Annotated in this window: 18 protein-coding genes; 10 read left to right on the top strand and 8 right to left on the bottom strand. The window is 67.0% G+C overall.

What is annotated here, in order from left to right; genetic code table 11:
- Nucleotide 1: 1 nt before the first annotated feature.
- From HAV22_RS00090 to HAV22_RS00065, 6 genes are all read left to right on the top strand, one after another.
- Entirely contained in the window at nucleotides 2–775 is a 774-nt protein-coding gene (locus HAV22_RS00090) for an SDR family oxidoreductase (RefSeq protein ID WP_166855284.1), read from the top strand.
- 161 nt (nucleotides 776–936) lie between these two features.
- Nucleotides 937–1,374, top strand: a complete 438-nt coding sequence (locus tag HAV22_RS00085; RefSeq protein ID WP_166855282.1) for a DUF695 domain-containing protein — start codon at nucleotides 937–939, stop codon at nucleotides 1,372–1,374.
- A 53-nt stretch (nucleotides 1,375–1,427) separates the two neighbouring features.
- Entirely contained in the window at nucleotides 1,428–1,793 is a 366-nt protein-coding gene (locus tag HAV22_RS00080) for a DUF7668 domain-containing protein (RefSeq protein ID WP_208295994.1), read from the top strand.
- A 43-nt stretch (nucleotides 1,794–1,836) separates the two neighbouring features.
- Complete coding sequence (locus HAV22_RS00075) at nucleotides 1,837–2,199, top strand: DUF7674 family protein (RefSeq protein ID WP_166855280.1); 363 nt, start codon at nucleotides 1,837–1,839, stop codon at nucleotides 2,197–2,199.
- Nucleotides 2,200–2,255: 56 nt separating this feature from the next.
- Nucleotides 2,256–2,528: a DUF6678 family protein gene (locus HAV22_RS00070; RefSeq protein WP_208295993.1), complete on the top strand. Its 273-nt coding sequence runs from the start codon at nucleotides 2,256–2,258 to the stop codon at nucleotides 2,526–2,528.
- A gap of 11 nt (nucleotides 2,529–2,539) precedes the next feature.
- Nucleotides 2,540–2,845, top strand: coding sequence for a hypothetical protein (locus HAV22_RS00065; RefSeq protein ID WP_166855279.1), 306 nt, complete (start codon nucleotides 2,540–2,542; stop codon nucleotides 2,843–2,845).
- A 3-nt stretch (nucleotides 2,846–2,848) separates the two neighbouring features.
- Here HAV22_RS00065 and HAV22_RS00060 read toward each other — a convergent pair whose 3' ends face one another.
- Both HAV22_RS00060 and HAV22_RS00055 read right to left on the bottom strand, forming a co-directional pair.
- Entirely contained in the window at nucleotides 2,849–3,817 is a 969-nt protein-coding gene (locus HAV22_RS00060) for a threo-3-hydroxy-L-aspartate ammonia-lyase (RefSeq protein WP_166855277.1), read from the bottom strand.
- 15 nt (nucleotides 3,818–3,832) lie between these two features.
- Entirely contained in the window at nucleotides 3,833–4,474 is a 642-nt protein-coding gene (locus HAV22_RS00055) for a helix-turn-helix transcriptional regulator (protein WP_166855275.1), read from the bottom strand.
- Nucleotides 4,475–4,795: 321 nt separating this feature from the next.
- On the opposite strand from HAV22_RS00055, the gene HAV22_RS00050 reads away from it, so the two are divergent.
- The 4 genes from HAV22_RS00050 to HAV22_RS00035 all read left to right on the top strand — a co-directional run bounded on the left by HAV22_RS00050 (nucleotide 4,796) and on the right by HAV22_RS00035 (nucleotide 8,246).
- Entirely contained in the window at nucleotides 4,796–5,770 is a 975-nt protein-coding gene (locus HAV22_RS00050; protein WP_166855273.1) for a LysR substrate-binding domain-containing protein, read from the top strand.
- A gap of 54 nt (nucleotides 5,771–5,824) precedes the next feature.
- On the top strand, nucleotides 5,825–6,748 hold the full coding sequence (locus tag HAV22_RS00045) for a 2-dehydro-3-deoxygalactonokinase (protein ID WP_166855271.1): 924 nt from the start codon (nucleotides 5,825–5,827) through the stop codon (nucleotides 6,746–6,748).
- Nucleotides 6,745–7,356 (top strand): 2-dehydro-3-deoxy-6-phosphogalactonate aldolase, encoded by a 612-nt coding sequence (locus tag HAV22_RS00040; protein WP_166855269.1) that lies wholly within the window; start codon nucleotides 6,745–6,747, stop codon nucleotides 7,354–7,356. Before HAV22_RS00045 ends, HAV22_RS00040 begins: the two co-directional genes overlap by 4 nt.
- A 65-nt stretch (nucleotides 7,357–7,421) precedes the next feature.
- Complete coding sequence (locus HAV22_RS00035; RefSeq protein ID WP_166855267.1) at nucleotides 7,422–8,246, top strand: helix-turn-helix transcriptional regulator; 825 nt, start codon at nucleotides 7,422–7,424, stop codon at nucleotides 8,244–8,246.
- A 3-nt stretch (nucleotides 8,247–8,249) separates the two neighbouring features.
- Here the strand turns inward: HAV22_RS00035 and HAV22_RS00030 are convergent, their stop codons facing one another.
- From HAV22_RS00030 to HAV22_RS00005, 6 genes are all read right to left on the bottom strand, one after another.
- Entirely contained in the window at nucleotides 8,250–8,837 is a 588-nt protein-coding gene (locus tag HAV22_RS00030; RefSeq protein WP_166855265.1) for a LysE family translocator, read from the bottom strand.
- Between the two features lie 87 nt (nucleotides 8,838–8,924).
- On the bottom strand, nucleotides 8,925–9,401 hold the full coding sequence (locus tag HAV22_RS00025) for a hypothetical protein (RefSeq protein ID WP_166855263.1): 477 nt from the start codon (nucleotides 9,399–9,401) through the stop codon (nucleotides 8,925–8,927).
- Nucleotides 9,398–9,589: a hypothetical protein gene (locus HAV22_RS00020; protein WP_166855261.1), complete on the bottom strand. Its 192-nt coding sequence runs from the start codon at nucleotides 9,587–9,589 to the stop codon at nucleotides 9,398–9,400. The genes HAV22_RS00025 and HAV22_RS00020 overlap by 4 nt, the downstream gene beginning before the upstream one ends.
- Before the next feature lie 60 nt (nucleotides 9,590–9,649).
- Nucleotides 9,650–12,109 carry a beta-galactosidase gene (locus tag HAV22_RS00015; protein ID WP_166855259.1) on the bottom strand — a complete coding sequence of 820 codons (2,460 nt, stop codon included), beginning with the start codon at nucleotides 12,107–12,109 and terminating at the stop codon, nucleotides 9,650–9,652.
- Nucleotides 12,109–14,736, bottom strand: coding sequence for a TonB-dependent receptor (locus HAV22_RS00010; RefSeq protein WP_166855258.1), 2,628 nt, complete (start codon nucleotides 14,734–14,736; stop codon nucleotides 12,109–12,111). Before HAV22_RS00010 ends, HAV22_RS00015 begins: the two co-directional genes overlap by 1 nt.
- Before the next feature lie 550 nt (nucleotides 14,737–15,286).
- Nucleotides 15,287–15,840: sodium:solute symporter family transporter (locus HAV22_RS00005; protein WP_443098485.1), on the bottom strand; the 554-nt coding region annotated here is incomplete at its 5' end.

Genomic DNA, 15,840 nt, shown 5'->3' with positions numbered 1-15,840 from the left:
GATGAACGGAAGACTCGAAGGGAAGGTGGCGATCGTCACCGGCTCCACCATGGGCATCGGCGCGGCCGTGGCGCGCCGCTTCGCGGCCGAGGGCGCGCGTGTGGTGATCAACAGCCACGTCGACGACGGGGCCGCGAAGGCGCTGCGCGAGGCGCTCGGCGGCGCACGCAGCCTGTTCGTACAGGCGGACATCACGGATGCCGCGGCGATGGAGCGGCTCGCCGCGCTGACCTTGGAGCGCTTCGGCCGGATCGACATCCTCGTCAACAATGCCGGCGTCAACGTGTTCGCCGACCCGCTCGAGCTGGATGCCGAGGGTTGGCGGCGCTGCCTGTCGCTCGACCTGGAAGGCGCGTGGAACGCCTGCCGCGCCGTGCTGCCCGCGATGCTTGCGCGGGGTGCCGGGAGCATCGTCAACATCGCGTCCGTGCACGGGCACAAGGTTATCAAAGGGTGTTTTCCGTATCCCGTCGCCAAGCACGGGCTGATCGGCCTCACGCGATCGCTGGGCGTGGAGTACGCGGCGCGGGGCATCCGCGTGAATTCGATCTCGCCCGGCCTGATCCTGACGGAGCGCATCGAGGCCTGGCTGGCCGGCTTTCCCGACCCGGACGCGGAACGCCGCCGCCAGGCTGCACTGCTGCCATGCGGCTGGATCGGCGAACCGGCCGACGTCGCCAACGCGGCGCTGTTCCTGGCCAGTGACGAGGCGCGGTTCGTGAATGCGACGGACCTGCTGGTCGATGGCGGGCGGAGCCAGGTGTATCACGATTGACAAGCGGCGGGCGTCTGAGAACTTGCCTTTGTGCAACTATGAGCCTACACTGTGGCGACGCCGTTGAACCCGATCCTTTACGCCGACATGGCCGAACATACCCATCATTATTGGGAGTGCTGGGAGAAGCCGCTCGAGGCGGAAGAGGACGACGAACACGAATGACACAGGCCCGAACCTGGCTGACCGCCAACACCGAGCATGAAGGCTTTCCGATCTATTTCCGGCGCCCGCACATCGAGGTGTCGGAGTTTGCGACGCTCCAGCCCAGGTATCCGCGATTATTGATCGTCACCCACGTGCTGAAGCATGTCGAAGAAAACGGTCTGCCGCGGAGCGATTACAACGCATCCCTCGAATCGTTCGACATGACCCTCGCCGCGCCGTTCGAAGACGAAACGAACGGCGTGATCGCGCTGATCGAAACATTTGCGGGAAAGCGGACTTACTACGTTTATCTCGCTCCACTGTTCGATGCCGACGCCTTCATTCGGCACGCGCAGGATCGCTTTCCCGACGAGCGTTTTTCGTATTCGGTCGACGAGGATCGGGCGTGGCGGCTGTTTCGCGGCTATGCGGCGGATTTTGATTTCCCGTGATGCCATCGAAGGGCGTACGAATGCGACCTGGCAACGAAAACATCGACGTCCCCGTGACCAAGGATGCCCACAACGAGGGACCGATTCCTTCTGCGTGGCGACCGATCCTGAAAAGCGTCGTCGATGCATTCGCACGGGGAGACTATGAACTGAAAGATGGGCTGTCTGGCGTTACTCCGGTATCCGGAGAAACGGCCCGGCAAGTGCGCGAGTACATTCAGGACTACGGCGCGAAACTCATCGAACTGCCGCCGCAGTCTTGGGACACGTCGGTGTGTATCTGGATGGGGAATCGCTGGGACGCCCTCGTCGATCTCTGGACCGAAGACGAAGGCCGAAGCGACCTTGTGCTGGAGGTGGACGTATCGGAAGCCGATGCCGGATATGTCGTGGCCATCCATATGGTGTATGTGCCCTGACGTCGGGAACATTGGACTGAAGGGCCTGTCTATGGATCCAATTGTGCAGTTCTACCGCGAGACGCGAGACCGCTTCCCGAACATACTGGCGGAGACGGACAAAGTGCATCTGAAAACCTGGGATTTGGACGATGAGGACGCATACATGTGGTTTCATTCGCTTGCCGACATGTTCAACGCGAATATGCGCGAGAGCGCCCGCTTAGACGATGCAGGGGCTGTCTTCGATTACATGCGCGACCAATTCATGATCGGTTGTGGGGAAGTGCGGAATTGTATCGACGTGTCGTTTGTGGAAAACCTGTACTGGGAGGTGTCGCCGGACCGTGCCCGCCCGTATTGGGCTCGAATGCCCGATCTGTTAAAGAAGCTCTATCTCGGGTTTCACAGCAAACCGCCGTGTTGAACGACGATGTACCCATTGATGAACGATACCAAGTGGGATGAACTGCGCGCAGGGCCATGCATGGCCTGCATGCGCTGACGCCCCGTTGGCGCACCCGAGATGTCGGCACCGGCTATGTGTCCGAATGGGATCGTGACTGGTTCTACCGCTTTCGCAGCGGTGGCTGCGCATCCATACAATGGGTCGAGATCGCCGTGGAGACCGACGCGCAGCGTGCTGCCGTTCTTGCGGAACTGGTCCGCATAAACGTCCCCGGCGAAGCGACCGCATCCGGTTATCGCGTTGTCCGCCATGCGGCGCCAGGCCATGCCGTGGACTATATTCGGTAATATATTCCGTCATGCCAACCCGATATATCCTTGACGTGTGCGACACGTCCGGCGCCCACAAGCCGATCGCCTCCTTCGAATCCGATGCGCCGTTTCATGCGGTCGCCGTCGGCGAGCGTTTCGACGACATCGGCTGGAACCGCGTCGACGGCGTCGGCCTCGTCGCGTCGCCGGAGCGCCCCAGGCGTTACACGGTCCATTCGATCAAGCATCTCGTGTATCCGACCACTCAGGGATTGGTCGTCAAATACTGCCTGAACCTGTCGCCGTTCGATGGACCGAGCTCGCCCGTTTGGGGCGACCAAGGATCGCCTTGATCATCAGCCCGCCAGGAACCCGCTCAGGCGCGCCATGTCGATATTGCCACCGCTAAGGAGAATGCCAATCCGCTTGCCGCGCAGCTGGTCCTTCATGCGCTGCGCCGCCGCGAAGCCGAGGCAGCCGGTCGGCTCGACCACGATCTTCATGCGCTCGGCGAAGAAGCGCATGCACTGCACCAGCTCATCGTCCGATGCGGTCAGGATGTCGTCGACGTCACGCCGGATGATGGGGAAGGTGCAGTGGCCGAGATGCTGGGTCTGGGCGCCATCGGCGATCGTCCTGGGCGCGTCGATGTGGACGATGGTGCCCGACCGGAACGATTGCTGGCCATCGTTGCCGGCCTCGGGCTCGACACCAAACACCTTGCACCGCGGCGCCAGGGCGCGGGCCGCAAGCGCCGATCCGGCCAGCAGGCCGCCGCCGCCAAGTGGGGCGAAAAAAGCATCCAGGCGCCCGGCTTCCTCGAACAGCTCTTTGGCCGCCGTGCCCTGGCCGGCGATGACATCCGGGTGGTCGTAGGGTGGGATCAGGGTCAGGCCATGCTTGTCCGCAAGATCTCGCCCAATCTTCTCGCGGTCTTCTGTATAGCGGTCGTAGACGACGACGTTGCCGCCGTAGCCCTTGGTCGCCGCCACCTTTGCCGCCGGCGCATCGTGCGGCATCACGATCGTGGCCGGCATGCCCAGCAGCTTGGCTGCCAGGGCAATGGCCTGGGCATGGTTACCTGACGAGAAAGCGACAACGCCTGCGCGGCGCTGCTCGGGCGTGAACTTCGACAGCGCGTTGTAGGCGCCGCGGAACTTGAATGCCCCCATGCGCTGCATGTTTTCGGCTTTGAAGTAGACGTCGGCGCCGAACGCTTCGTTGACGGTACGCGAGGTCAGGATGGGGGTGCGGTTGGCGGCGCCGGCAATGCGTCCGGCGGCTTGGACGACGTCGTCGTACGTAGGTAAGTTGAGCGTGTTCATCTTGGGTTTATTCGATTACTTGATGTCGTTGTAGGCGGTGGCGCGCGAGATGCCAAGGTGCGAGGCGGCGATCTCGACGGCGCGCCGGACTTCGAGAAAGCCGCCGACCTTCAGCTCGCGCATCAGCGCGCGCCGTTCGCTGGCCTTCAGCAGTTGCGGAGACGACGCCAGGCTCGCGGCATACTGGTCGATCCGCCGGCGGATCGCCTCGGCGTTGGCCGGATCGAGGGATTCCTGCACCGGCGACGCATCGGTCGCGCTGAATTGTTCGAGCGCATTCTGCATCGAGCGGAACAGCGTCAGGTCCACGTTCATGCACAGCGCGGCAACATAACGGCCCTCCGCATCCTTGATGCCGATCGACGTGCTTTTGGCAGGACGGCCGTCCGCGAACTGGTTGGCGTAGTTGGCGAGGATCTGCGGATAGTCGTTGTCGGCGATGCGTGCCAAGCCGAGTTCCGTCGCCGGATCACTGGTTGCGCGGCCGGACAAGTTGTTGTGGATGGCGAGCACGGCGTGCTTGGGATCGCGGAGGTCATGCACGACAACCTCGCAAAACGGAGCAAATGTCTGGGCCAGCCCCTGCGCGATCTGTTCGAGCTGATCGATTAGCGAGGCCTGGTGCGCTTGCAGGATATCGGCAGGGATCGTAGGCATGTAAAGGGGGCGGTGTACTCATGACCCGCTCGATTGGTTGTGTGAGATATTTTGTCTGAAAATAGACGCGACGTCAAATCTCGCCAACCGGTGCTCGTATTCGTCTGGCAGCACGCGCCTCCGGTATCGACAGTTTGTGGTCGATAGTGAAAGGTTGGTGGCTGGCGGCGCCTGCATGCTCGCTCATCCGTTTGCGGTACGTCGAACGGTTGGTCAGCGCGCTAAGTGTTATTCCGGATACGCGCGTACCACCCGGCGTTTGACCCTGACCGGATGGGCAACTATCATTGTGGAAACTTTTAGGGCCCACGCCGCACCGCCATGTCCGATCCACGCTCCGACCGTTTCGTCCGCGCCTACCTGAAGACGCGCCACCTCGTGCTGCTCGTGGAACTGGGCCGGCACGGCTCGATCATGCAGGCCGCGCAGGCCGCGAACCTGACCCAACCGGCCGCGTCGAAGCTGCTCGGTGAACTGGAGCACGCGCTCGGCGTCACGCTGTTCGAGCGCCTGCCGCGCGGTGTCGAGCCCACGTGGTACGGCAAGGTGCTGATCCGCCGCGCTGGCGCCTCGCTCGCGGAGATGGACGCCGCCTACCAGGAAGTGATGGAACTGATGTCCGGCCTGCGCGGACGCGTCGCCGTCGGCGCGATCCTGACGCCGTCGACGACGCTCGTGCCCGCGGCCGTCACCTTGCTCAAGACGCGGCACGCGCGCCTGAACGTGTCCATCGAAGTCAACAGCAGCAAGCAGCTCGTCGAGCACCTGCGCGCGGGCGACCTGGACATCGTGATCGGCCGCGTCGTCGATGGTTCCATTGCCGATGAATTCCACTTCGAGCCCATTACCGACGAGCCGCACTGCCTGATCGTGCGCGCCGGCCACCCGTTGCTGGGTGCGCGCGGCCTGGACCTGGCCGACCTGGCGCGCCAGGCGTGGATCGTGCCGCCCGCGGGCAGCATGGTGCGCGACCGGATCGCGTCGCTGTTCCTCACGCAAGGCCTCGAGCAGCCCGCGGAGACGGTGTCGACGGCCGAGCTGCCCGTCCAGACGGCGCTGCTGCTCGGCAGCGACATGGTCGCGCCGATGTCCGTGGAGCTCGTCAAGCCTTATCTCGACAGCGGCCTGCTGGCCGTGCTGCCGTACGAACTGAACCTGCGCATGGACGTCTACGGCATCATCACGCGCCGCCATCACCAGTTGTCGCCGGCGGCGGAAGCGATGCTGGGCGCGCTGCGCGAGACGGCCACGCGCCCGAAGCCGACGGCGCGCGTCACGTATATCAAATCGGGATAGCAGCACGCGCACACGCGATGGGCGGCCGCGGCGCCGAGCGGGTAGCATGACGCCATGAACACGTCCGCACCCGCCACGCCACGGCGCCTGCTCGGCATCGACTGGGGCACGAGCAACCGCCGCGCCTACCTCGTCGATGCGGCCGGCACCTGCCTGGCCACGCGCGCGGACGACCAGGGCATGCTGGCCGCGCGTCCCGATTTCGCCCGCTCGTTCGCGACGTTGCTGGACGCATTGCACGTCGACCCGGGCGTTCCCGCCGTCGCCTCCGGCATGATCGGCAGCGCCCAGGGCTGGCGCGAAGTGCCTTACCTCGACATCGCCGTGCCGCTCGATGCGCTGCCGGACCGGCTCGTGCGCGTCGACGACCCGCTTGCGGGCCGTCCGTGCTGGCTCGTGCCCGGCTACGCCCAGCGCGGCGCCGAGCTCGACGTGATGCGCGGCGAAGAAACGCAATTGCTCGGCGCCGTGGCGCTGGGCCGGCGCGACGGCTGGTTCGTCCTGCCGGGCACGCACAGCAAGTGGGTGCGCGTGGAGCAGGGCGTCATCCGCCGCATCGCCACGTTCATGACCGGCGAGTTGTTCGCGACGCTGTCCCGGCAAGGCACGCTGGCGCCGCTGATGGCCGATGATGTCGACGATGAGGTCGACGATGACGCCGCGTTCGTTGCCGGCCTCGATGACGCGCGCCGCGGCGCACCGCTGTCGAATACGCTGTTCGGCGTGCGGGCGCGCGTCGTGACGGGCGCCATGCCGGCCGCGCAAGCGCGTTCGTTCGTCAGCGGCCTGCTCGTCGGGACGGAGTTCGTCGCCTGCGGCCACGTGGACGGCGCGCCGCTGACGTGCATCGGCTCGCCGGCGTTGCGCGACCGCTACGTCCGCGCTGCCGGGCACTTCGGCATGACCCTGGACGCGCTCGACCCCGACCGCGTCTATTGCGCCGCGCTGGCGCGCTTCCTCGATCGCATCCCATCATGACCATTGCCTTGCCCGACCTGCCTCTCGTCGCCATCCTGCGCGGCCTCGACCCGAACGACGCCGCCGCCGTCGGCCGCGTGCTGTTCGATGCGGGCTGGCGCCTGCTCGAAGTCCCGCTGAACCGGCCCGGTGCACTCGATGCCATCCGCATCCTCGTCGACATGGCCCCGCCGGACGCCATCGTCGGCGGCGGCACGATGCTGAGCGTGGCCGACGTCGACGCCGTCGCGCAGGCCGGCGGCAGGCTGTTCGTGGCGCCCAACTGCAACCCGCAGGCGATCGCGCAGGCGCGCGCGGCCGGCATGCTGTGCGCGCCCGGTGTCGCAACGCCCACGGAAGCCTTCGCGGCGCTGGACGCGGGCGCGCACGCATTGAAGCTGTTCCCGGCCGAGTCCATCGGCCCCGCGGGCCTCAAGGCCATGAAATCCGTGCTGCCCGCCGGGACGCCGCTGTGGCCCGTGGGTGGCGTCACGCCCGAGCAGATCCCCGCGTGGAAGGCGGCGGGGGCGACGGGGGCCGGGATCGGCGGCCAGTTGTTCACGCCCGGCGTGGCGCTCGATGATCTCGCGGCGCGGGCGCGGGCCTTCGCGCACGCATGGCGCGCTTGAACCGCGTTCGGCGTTTCGGCACTTTGCGCCCTGCGGGGCGCTTTTTCTTTCGCTAGAATGCGTCCATGTCTCGTACCTTCCAACAGCCCGCGCAACAGGTCTTCTGGCGCGACCCCGCCTTGCCGTTCATCGAAGCCCGCCACGTCACGGACGGGCGCGAACTGCACTACGGGCGGCATTGGCACGAGACGCACTCCATCGGCGTCATCACGGGCGGCCGCAGCACCTACGTCAACGGGACGCATGCCGAAGTGGTGGAGCAGGGCGCCGTCGTCGTCGTCAATCCGGGCGACGTCCATGGCTGCAATCCCGTGGCCGATGCGCCGTGGTCGTACGTGATGTTCTATATCGATCCCGCCTGGCTGGGCCGCGTGCAGGCAGGTCTGCGCGGCGCGGCGGACACCACGTTCCGGCCATACGACGTGCCCGCGGTGCATGTGCCGCACGTGGTCGACGCAGGCGTGCATCTGTTCGCGCTGCTCGCGGATGCGCAGTGCAGCGTGGCCGAACGCGAGGCGGCCGTCGTCGACTTCGTCGCCTTGCTCGACGGCGCGCTCGCGCCGGGGCGGCGGCGCGCCGCCGCCGCGGAGAAGGTCGAACGGCTCGCCGACTACATCGACGCGCATTTCGCCCAGCCGCTGCCGCTGCAGGACCTGTGCAACGCCGCGCAACTGTCCGGCTCCTACCTGATCCGTGCGTTCAAGAAGCGCTACGGTGTCGCGCCGCACGAATACCAGACGAACCGCCGCATCCAGTACGCGAAAGCGCGGCTGCGCGACGGGGCGTCCCTGGCCCAGGTCGCGCTGGACGTCGGCTTTTCCGACCAGGCCCATTTCCAGCGCGTGTTCAAGCGGATGACGGCTGCCACGCCAGGACAATACCGCGACTGACGGTCACGCGGCCGCGAGGTAGACGACGCTCATCACGAGCATGCCCGCCATCGTGCGGTTGAACAGGCGGATGCGGCGCGGCGCGCGCAGGTGCGCTTGCAGGCGGCTGCCGGCCCACGCCCAGGCGGCGACGGACACCCAGCACACGACGAAGTAGATGGCGGCGAACAGCCAGACGGCCGCCGCGTCGCCGGCGGCCGCGTACGTGCCCATGCCGGCCAGCGCGGCCAGCCAGGCCTTGGGACTCAGCCATTGCATCGCGGCGCCCTGCAGCAGCGACGGACGTGCGGGCGACTGCCCGGCGCCCAGCTCGCCCGTGTCGGCCGCCAGCTTCCACGCCATGTACAGCAGGAAGGCGACGCCGGCCCAGCGCACGACGGCCGTCACCTGCGGCCACGCATCCACCATTTCGTGGAGTCCGAGGCCGGCCAGCACGAGCAGCAGGCAGAAGCCGGCGGTCGCGCCCGTGACGTGCGCGAGGCTCCCTGCGAAGCCGTGGCGGGCGCCGCTGCCGAGGGCGACGACGTTGACGGGGCCGGGCGTGATCGAGGTGGCCAGGGCGAATGCGGCCATCGAAGCGATGATGCTCATCTGCGTTTCCTTTCATGTCGAGGGATGCGCAGACGATAGCGGCCGCCGCCCGGCCGGTATTGAAGAAAATTACCCTGCCGGGCCCCGTCAGGCCGGCACCGGCGCCGCGCGGCGGGTGAAGCGCCACATGTCGATGGTGACCCCGGTGCGGTAGTCGTCCTGCATCTCCGGCGTAAGAACCTCGAACATCAGGCCGTTCTCGAGCCACAGCTCGACGACGTCGAACACGCCGCCGCGCGAGCAGGGCACGGCGCGCCAGCCTTCGCGCGCGCCGATCGCGAGGATGTCGTCGACCGACAGATCGGTGGCGATCGCCAGGTGGAAGCAGGCGTAGGGACGGGGCGCGGCGTCCGGATGCGGCCGCGCCATCTCGGCGCCGTTCCCTGGCGCCATCGGCATCGTGTGCGGATAGACCTCGACCATCGAGCCGCGCGCGTCGCCGGCCATGGCGACCCAGGCGCCGGGCCATGGCGGAAAGCGGAACGACTGGCCGCCCCAGATTTCGGCGATGACGGCGGCGACGCGCTCGGGATCGCGCGCGGGGATGGAAGCGTGGAAGATCATGGTGGTCCTCGGTGGGTTGCGGCACAGGCCAGGGTTGCGATGAGGCGGACGCCGACGCGGCCGGCCCGGCGGCATGCGCCGTCGAGGTAGTCCCCCGGCGCGGTCGGCGCGGGCACGAAGCCCGGGTGCTGCTCGACCGTGTACTGGACGGCGCGGCGGGGGAAGCATCCGGTGGTTGGCGTATCCATGGCGCGCATGTTGACAGGCGCGCCATGGATCGTCATGCCCCACCGGTGGGGGCATCCTGGCTAGCGCCCGATCTCCACCCGGTACACCGGTACGACCCTCACCGCCTTCAGCTCGGCCAGCTGCGGCTTGCCGCCGAAGTCGGGCCGGTGTTCGCGCGGCAGGTAGATGGGCGCGTCCGCGCGCAGCGGCAGCACCGTCAGCGTGAGCGGACCGTGGCGTTTAGACGGCAGGTTACCCAGATCGAATTGCCAGCGCTGGCCGTTGTAGTACCAGTCGTCGACCATGCGCGTGCCATCGAACAGCCGGGCCACGTCGCCCGTGAAGTCCACGTCGAGCAGCAGGCCGTCCACGTCCTTCGTCCTGCTGGCCGCTGCCACGTCGAGCTGCCACGCCGCCGATGCGCCGAACGCTTCCGGGTCGGGCTGCACGGCCGCCTTGGCGTTGCCGCCGATGCGGATGGGCCGCGCCGCCTGCGCCGCGCGCAGCGGTTTTACGGTGACGGCGGCATCGTGCACGGGCAGCGTCGCCTCGATCACCTGGAACAGGCCGTCGCGCCCATCCCATTTCACGACGGTGCTGGCTGTCGGTGGCGTCGTCAACGGCGGATAGACGGCCGCGCGGACGTGCGGCTCGCCCGTGCTGCGCAGCACGAGGCGGCCGCCATCGACGTACGCCTGCGCAGTGCTCAGCACGAGGCGACGCCGGCCCTGGAACGTGCCGATGACCGCCTGCCGGGCCTGTGCCTGCGACAGCACGAGCACGGACTGCGGCGCCTTGCTGCCGCAGCCCACGGTGAACGCAACGTTCAGCCCCGGTTCGATGCCGTCGACCACGACAGCGTCCGCCGCGTCGTCGACGTGGGCGCGAGCCGCGTGCACGCAGCCGCGGGCCCGGCCGCCGAACGCGAATTCGACCGGGACGCCGTCCTGCGCCGCGAAGACCCATGTCCCGTCGCCGAGCCGTGCCAGCGGCTGCGCCGTCGCATACGTCAGCTTCATGCCGTCCATGTCGAAATTGACGGGCCACGCGAAGTACGCTCCGGCCGGCAGGTCGACCGGCTTGCGGGGCAGGGTGACCGTCCCGCCGGGCAGCTTGATGGCGAAGCGGACCAGTGCGCGCGCGGGTGTCGGGTACTGGCGCACGTGGCCGTTGTAGAACAGGAAGGCGGCGTCGCCGCGGCTGCGCACGGACCACCGCGGCGTATCGAGATCGGCCGGATCCGTCGGCACGACGTCCGGCCTGCGCACGGTCATCGGCGCCAGGCGCGCGCCGAAGTCGTGCAGGAACCAGTGGAACGGGCGCAGCGCCGCGAGCACGGGGCGCTGCTGGCCATCCGGTCCGAGCGGCGCGTTGAAGTCGTAGTTGATGGCGGGGACGTCGTTGTAGCCGCCGCTCTTCGTGCTCTCTTCCAGTGTCGTGCCGGCGACGGGATTGCGCCCGCCGTGGAACATGTAGTATCCCATCAGGTTGACGCCGGAGCCCAGCTGCACGGGCAGCATGGACGCGATGTCGTCGCTCGAAACGAGCGTGCGCCGGCGGTACATGGCGGGCAGGCCCGCGCCGTATTCCGCGCCGAGGAACGGCGTGCTGTCGACGTCCGTCTCCGCCGTGCCCTGCTGGCTGGCGCGCGTCTGCGCCCCGAGGTCGCCGCTCACGCGCGTGCCGAAGCGGAACGCGTACGTCTCCTTGGGCGGCAGCTCGTTCGTACTCGTCGCCCACGGCTCGTCGGGGTAGCCGCCGAAGACGGGGGTGACTTCGCCGGACGGATACAGGGTCTGGTCCCAGCCCGTGACCGTGTAGTAGGGGACGTCGATCCCGGCCTTCACGGCGAGACCTTTCAGCGTGCGGATGTGATCCGCGCCGTGCCCCGGGCCGGCGAGGTTGTACTCGTTCTCGATCTGCGCGCCGATCACGGGACCGCCCTGCTTGTACAGCAGGCCGTCCAGCTGGCGGCCGACCTCGCGGTAGAAGCGCTCGACGTAGCGCAGGTACGTGGGGTCGTTGCCGCGCGTGGGCATCGCGTCGACGACCCAGTCGGGGAAGCCGCCGTAGCGCACTTCCGCATGCGACCAGGGGCCGATTCGCACGACGACGTCCAGGCCGTGCCTGTGCGCCAGCTGGACGAAACGGCGCAGGTCGCGGTTGCCGGTCCAGTCGAATTGCCCGTCACGCGCTTCGTGGTGGTTCCAGATGATGTAGGTGGCCACGACGTCGATGCCGGCCGACTTCATCTTGGCCAGCTCCGCATTCCAGCTTGCGGCCGGGCTGCGCGAATAGTGGAACTCGCCCATCACCGGCAGCCAGGGCTGGCCGTCGCGCGTGAGGTATTGGTTGTTGATGCCGAGCGCGTGCCCGCCCGGCGCCTTCGCCGTGCCCAGCTTGACCGTGCCGGTGCGCGGGTCGGGCGCCGGTGCGCTGGCGTCGACGGCAAGGAGCTGTTCCGCGCCCGCCGCGGCGGGGCCGGCGAGGGCCAGCAGCACGGCGGCGCGGAGCAGCGTGGGTTGCGTGATCGTCCTCATCAGAACTTGTACGAAACGCCCACGTTGTAGCGGCGGCCGTATTCCATCACGTTCTGCATGTACGCGTTGGCGTTCTGCGTGTAGACGACCTTCTGGTTCGTGATGTTGTCCAGGCCCACGCGCAGTTGCAGCTGCGGCGTCAGGTAGTACGACACGTTCGCCGTGACATACGTTTCCTCGCCGTTCTCCGCCATATAGCCCGCGGTCCAGCGGGGCATGCGCACGAACGGGCTGTGGTAGTTGGCCGATACGCGCGCCTCGAAGCCGTTCTTTTCATACCAGAGCGTGACGCCGCCGTTGTTGCGCATCAGGCCTTCCATCGGGTAGTGGTTCGTGTACTCGTGGATGTCGCTCTCGTTGTACGACCAGTTCGCGGCGACACCGAGGCCGTCGAACGGTGCAGGCAGGTGCGTGAACGCGTGCTGGTAGACGAGTTCCAGGCCGCGCACATAGCCGCCTTCGCCGTTGATGGAGCGCGTGACGATCGCCTGGCGGCCGTCGAGGGTGGTGGTGTCCGTCGTGATGCCGATGTAGCTGTCGATCTGCTTGTAGAACAGCGCGGCCGAGAACAGCGAGCCCTTGTCGAAGTACCACTGGTACGCGAGGTCCGCCTGGTTCGCCATCATCGGCAGCAGGCCCGGATTGCCCGCGCTGCCCGTCAGCGGCGCCTGCGAGCCCGGCGTCGTGTCCATCGAGATCTGGCGCGACGCGCGCATCTCGTCCAGCGGCGCGCGCGACATGGCGCGCGCGAGCGAGAAGCGCAGCTGGTGCGCCTGCTCCGCATCGAGGCCGAAGATCAGGTTCATGCTGGGCAGCGCCTTCGTGTACGAGGCGCCACCTTCGACGGGCGTCGGCGCCGCGCCGTTGACGGACTCCATGCCTTCGCCCGTCTGGTGCGTGTGCACGACGCGCACACCCGCGTTGCCGCGGTATTTCAGGCCGAACAATTCGCCGTCCAGGTCCGCCTGCGCGTACAGGGCGCTCGTGCGTTCCTTGACCTTCCAGCCCGCGAGCAGGTCGTTCGCCGTCTGCGGCCGGCCGCTCGCGTCGAGGGCGCTGCCGCCGAACACGGACGACACGGTGCCTTCGAAATCGCGCAGGCTCAGTGCCGGGAAGTAGCCGGGCACGTTGAGGGTCTGGTACGCGGACAGGGGAATCGACGCATTCGTTGGCGAGATGTTCCACGTGGTCTGGTGGTACGACTTCTCGCGCTCGGCGAAGCGCGCGCCGATCTTGATGCGGCTGATTGGCCCCAGTTCCAGCGGCAGCGCGCCGCTGACGTGGGCGGAGTCGAGGCGGTCGTGCACGTGGCCGTCGTTGTCGATGTAGAGCTGCGGCGCGTTGAAGTTGGCGAGGTTGCCCGTGTCTTCGCTGAACGCATACGACTGCCGCTCGTTGCCCGTGAAGGACCACGACAGGGTGCCGTTGTTCGCCGTCGTGTTGCGCACGTCGGCCCACTGGCTGGCGCGGCTCGCGCGCGACGTCGCGACGTCCGCCTCGACCTTCCAGTCGCCCACGTTGAACTTGCCGTTCAGGCCACCGGCGGCGTTGTCCATGTTCTGGATCCAGCGCGTGCTGTGCGTGGACAGGCTCACGTCCTTGACGGTCGCGCCCACGACGTAGCCGTTGCGGATGTCGAGGTTCGAATAGTTCGCCGTCTGCCAGCCGTCCCAGTTGCCGACGTCGCCCGTCCAGTGCTGGACGCTCGGCTCGCGGATCTTGTCGCGGGCGAAGTACAGGTCGGCCGTGATCAGCGCGTCCGGGCTTGCCTTCCATTCCAGCTTGCCGAGCACGCTGCTGCGTTCATTGGTGCCGCGCTTGAGTTCATCCTCGAAGCCCCACGGCGTCTTGTCGACCTTGCCGTCGCCGTTCATGTCGACGGAGTGGTCTTCGTTGAAGCCCCAATGGTTCTTGCGCTCCTCGATCGACGGCTGCTTCTGGTAGCTGAACGCGACGGCAGCGCCGATCGTCCTGTCCGCGAACTGGTCGATCCAGATGCCGCCCAGGCGCGGCCGCACGGATTGCGTGTCGACGTCCTTCGCGAGAGGATAGTACAGCGCGTCGGCCTTCAGCGACGCCTGGCGGCCCTTGTACTTCAGCGGTTGCACGGTCTGCAGGTCGATCGTCGTCGCGATGCCGCCTTCGACGAGGTCCGCGTTCTGCGTCTTGTAGACGATGGCGCCGGACAGCGACTCGGACGGGAACTGCTCGAAGCGCACGGCGCGGTTGGGTTCCGACGACGCCAGTTCGCGGCCGTTCAACGTGGCGCCGATGAAGCGTTCGCCCATGCCGCGCGCGACGATCTGGCTCGCGTTGCCGCGATCGAGGCCGGCGGCGAGGCCCGGCAGGCGCGCGAGCGATTCCGCGATCGTCGTGTCGGGCAGCTTGCCGATGTCTTCGGACGCCACGACTTCGACCATGCTGTTGGAGTTTTCTTTGACGGACAGGGCGCTGCGCACGGACGCGCGGATGCCCGAGACGACGACCTGCTGCACGGCCGTGTCGCCGCCCGCGGCGGGTTCGGACGACCCGGTGGGCGCGGCTTGCTGGGCAAGGGCGGGAACGGCGGGGAGGACCAATAATGGGAAGAGCGAGCGTACGAGTACGCTCAGGGTTGTCTGCTGCATGTAATCTCCTTGCTTTGTCGTTTTGACTTATCGGTATGCGTCGTCGTTGGTGCACGCGGCGAACCAATCGGGCGACTGACCGGCATTCTGTCGTCTTGCAAGGAGTGCAACCATTATGTTTTTTACCAGCGTATATACGAAGTTCGTATAGCCTGGTGAGAAACATAAAAAAAGCAGCTCGCGGGCTGCCTCGATGTCGCGGATAACGCGGACGTTTTGTGGGCTCGGGGAGCCCACCCTACAGCCAGCACGCTGCCGTAGGGTGGGCACCCCGTGCCCACGCGGATGTGTGCGTGACCGAATCACCACCACATGCCGTAGATCGTGGCCAGCGCGACGCAGATGACGGCCGAGCCGAGCGCGAACGCACCATCGACCTTGGTAGGGTGGGCACCCCGTGCCCACGCGGATGTGTGCGTGACCGAATCACCACCACATGCCATAGATCGTGGCCAGCGCGACGCAGATGACGGCCGAGCCGAGCGCGAACGCACCGTCGACCTTGGTAGGGTGGGCACCCCGTGCCCACGCGGATGTGTGCGTGACCGAATCACCACCACATGCCGTAGATCGTGGCCAGCGCGACGCAGATGACAGCCGACCCGAGCGCAAACGCACCGTCGACCTTGAACAGCTTCGTATCGACGATCAGCGCTTTCACTTTACCGCGAGCGAACACGGTCGAGAGCAGCACCATGCCGGCAACCACGAGCCAGAACACGATGAACATGCGGTCCAGGAACGGGATCTCGTAGACACCGCTGCCGTTGTCGTGGGCGAAGCCGATGGGCGCCAGGAACGACAGGTCCATCATGGTCGGCAGGAACTTCAGGATGATCGAGAACACGAGGCCGCCGATGGTGGCGAACATCGCGGCGCTGGACGTCGTCTTCTTCCAGAAGAAGCCCAGCAGGAACATGGCGAGGATGCCCGGCGAGACGAAGCCCGTGTATTCCTGGATGTACTGGAAGCCGCCCTTCTTGTCGATGCCCATCAGCGGGGCGATCACGACGGCCAGCAGCATCGACACGACGACGGTGACGCGGCCGATCCACACCATTTTCTTCTCCGTGACGTCCGGATGCAGGCGCTTCTGGTAGATGT

It is taken from the genome of Telluria antibiotica, assembly GCF_011682055.1.
GTDB classification, from domain to species: Bacteria; Pseudomonadota; Gammaproteobacteria; order Burkholderiales; family Burkholderiaceae_D; genus Telluria; species Telluria antibiotica.
This window is presented reverse-complemented; position numbering and strand designations above follow the sequence as displayed.

Bases quoted from the DNA above. Each gene is read 5' to 3' on its own strand.
- HAV22_RS00025 (WP_166855263.1), bottom strand. From the start codon at position 9,401: ATGATCTTCCACGCTTCCATCCCCGCGCGCGATCCCGAGCGCGTCGCC.
- HAV22_RS00085 (WP_166855282.1), top strand. From the start codon at position 937: ATGACACAGGCCCGAACCTGGCTGACCGCCAACACCGAGCATGAAGGC.
- HAV22_RS00050 (WP_166855273.1), top strand. From the start codon at position 4,796: ATGTCCGATCCACGCTCCGACCGTTTCGTCCGCGCCTACCTGAAGACG.
- HAV22_RS00090 (WP_166855284.1), top strand. From the start codon at position 2: ATGAACGGAAGACTCGAAGGGAAGGTGGCGATCGTCACCGGCTCCACC.
- HAV22_RS00040 (WP_166855269.1), top strand. From the start codon at position 6,745: ATGACCATTGCCTTGCCCGACCTGCCTCTCGTCGCCATCCTGCGCGGC.
- HAV22_RS00035 (WP_166855267.1), top strand. From the start codon at position 7,422: ATGTCTCGTACCTTCCAACAGCCCGCGCAACAGGTCTTCTGGCGCGAC.
- HAV22_RS00020 (WP_166855261.1), bottom strand. From the start codon at position 9,589: ATGGATACGCCAACCACCGGATGCTTCCCCCGCCGCGCCGTCCAGTAC.
- HAV22_RS00015 (WP_166855259.1), bottom strand. From the start codon at position 12,109: ATGAGGACGATCACGCAACCCACGCTGCTCCGCGCCGCCGTGCTGCTG.
- HAV22_RS00030 (WP_166855265.1), bottom strand. From the start codon at position 8,837: ATGAGCATCATCGCTTCGATGGCCGCATTCGCCCTGGCCACCTCGATC.
- HAV22_RS00065 (WP_166855279.1), top strand. From the start codon at position 2,540: ATGCCAACCCGATATATCCTTGACGTGTGCGACACGTCCGGCGCCCAC.
- HAV22_RS00060 (WP_166855277.1), bottom strand. From the start codon at position 3,817: ATGAACACGCTCAACTTACCTACGTACGACGACGTCGTCCAAGCCGCC.
- HAV22_RS00070 (WP_208295993.1), top strand. From the start codon at position 2,256: ATGCATGGCCTGCATGCGCTGACGCCCCGTTGGCGCACCCGAGATGTC.
- HAV22_RS00055 (WP_166855275.1), bottom strand. From the start codon at position 4,474: ATGCCTACGATCCCTGCCGATATCCTGCAAGCGCACCAGGCCTCGCTA.
- HAV22_RS00045 (WP_166855271.1), top strand. From the start codon at position 5,825: ATGAACACGTCCGCACCCGCCACGCCACGGCGCCTGCTCGGCATCGAC.
- HAV22_RS00010 (WP_166855258.1), bottom strand. From the start codon at position 14,736: ATGCAGCAGACAACCCTGAGCGTACTCGTACGCTCGCTCTTCCCATTA.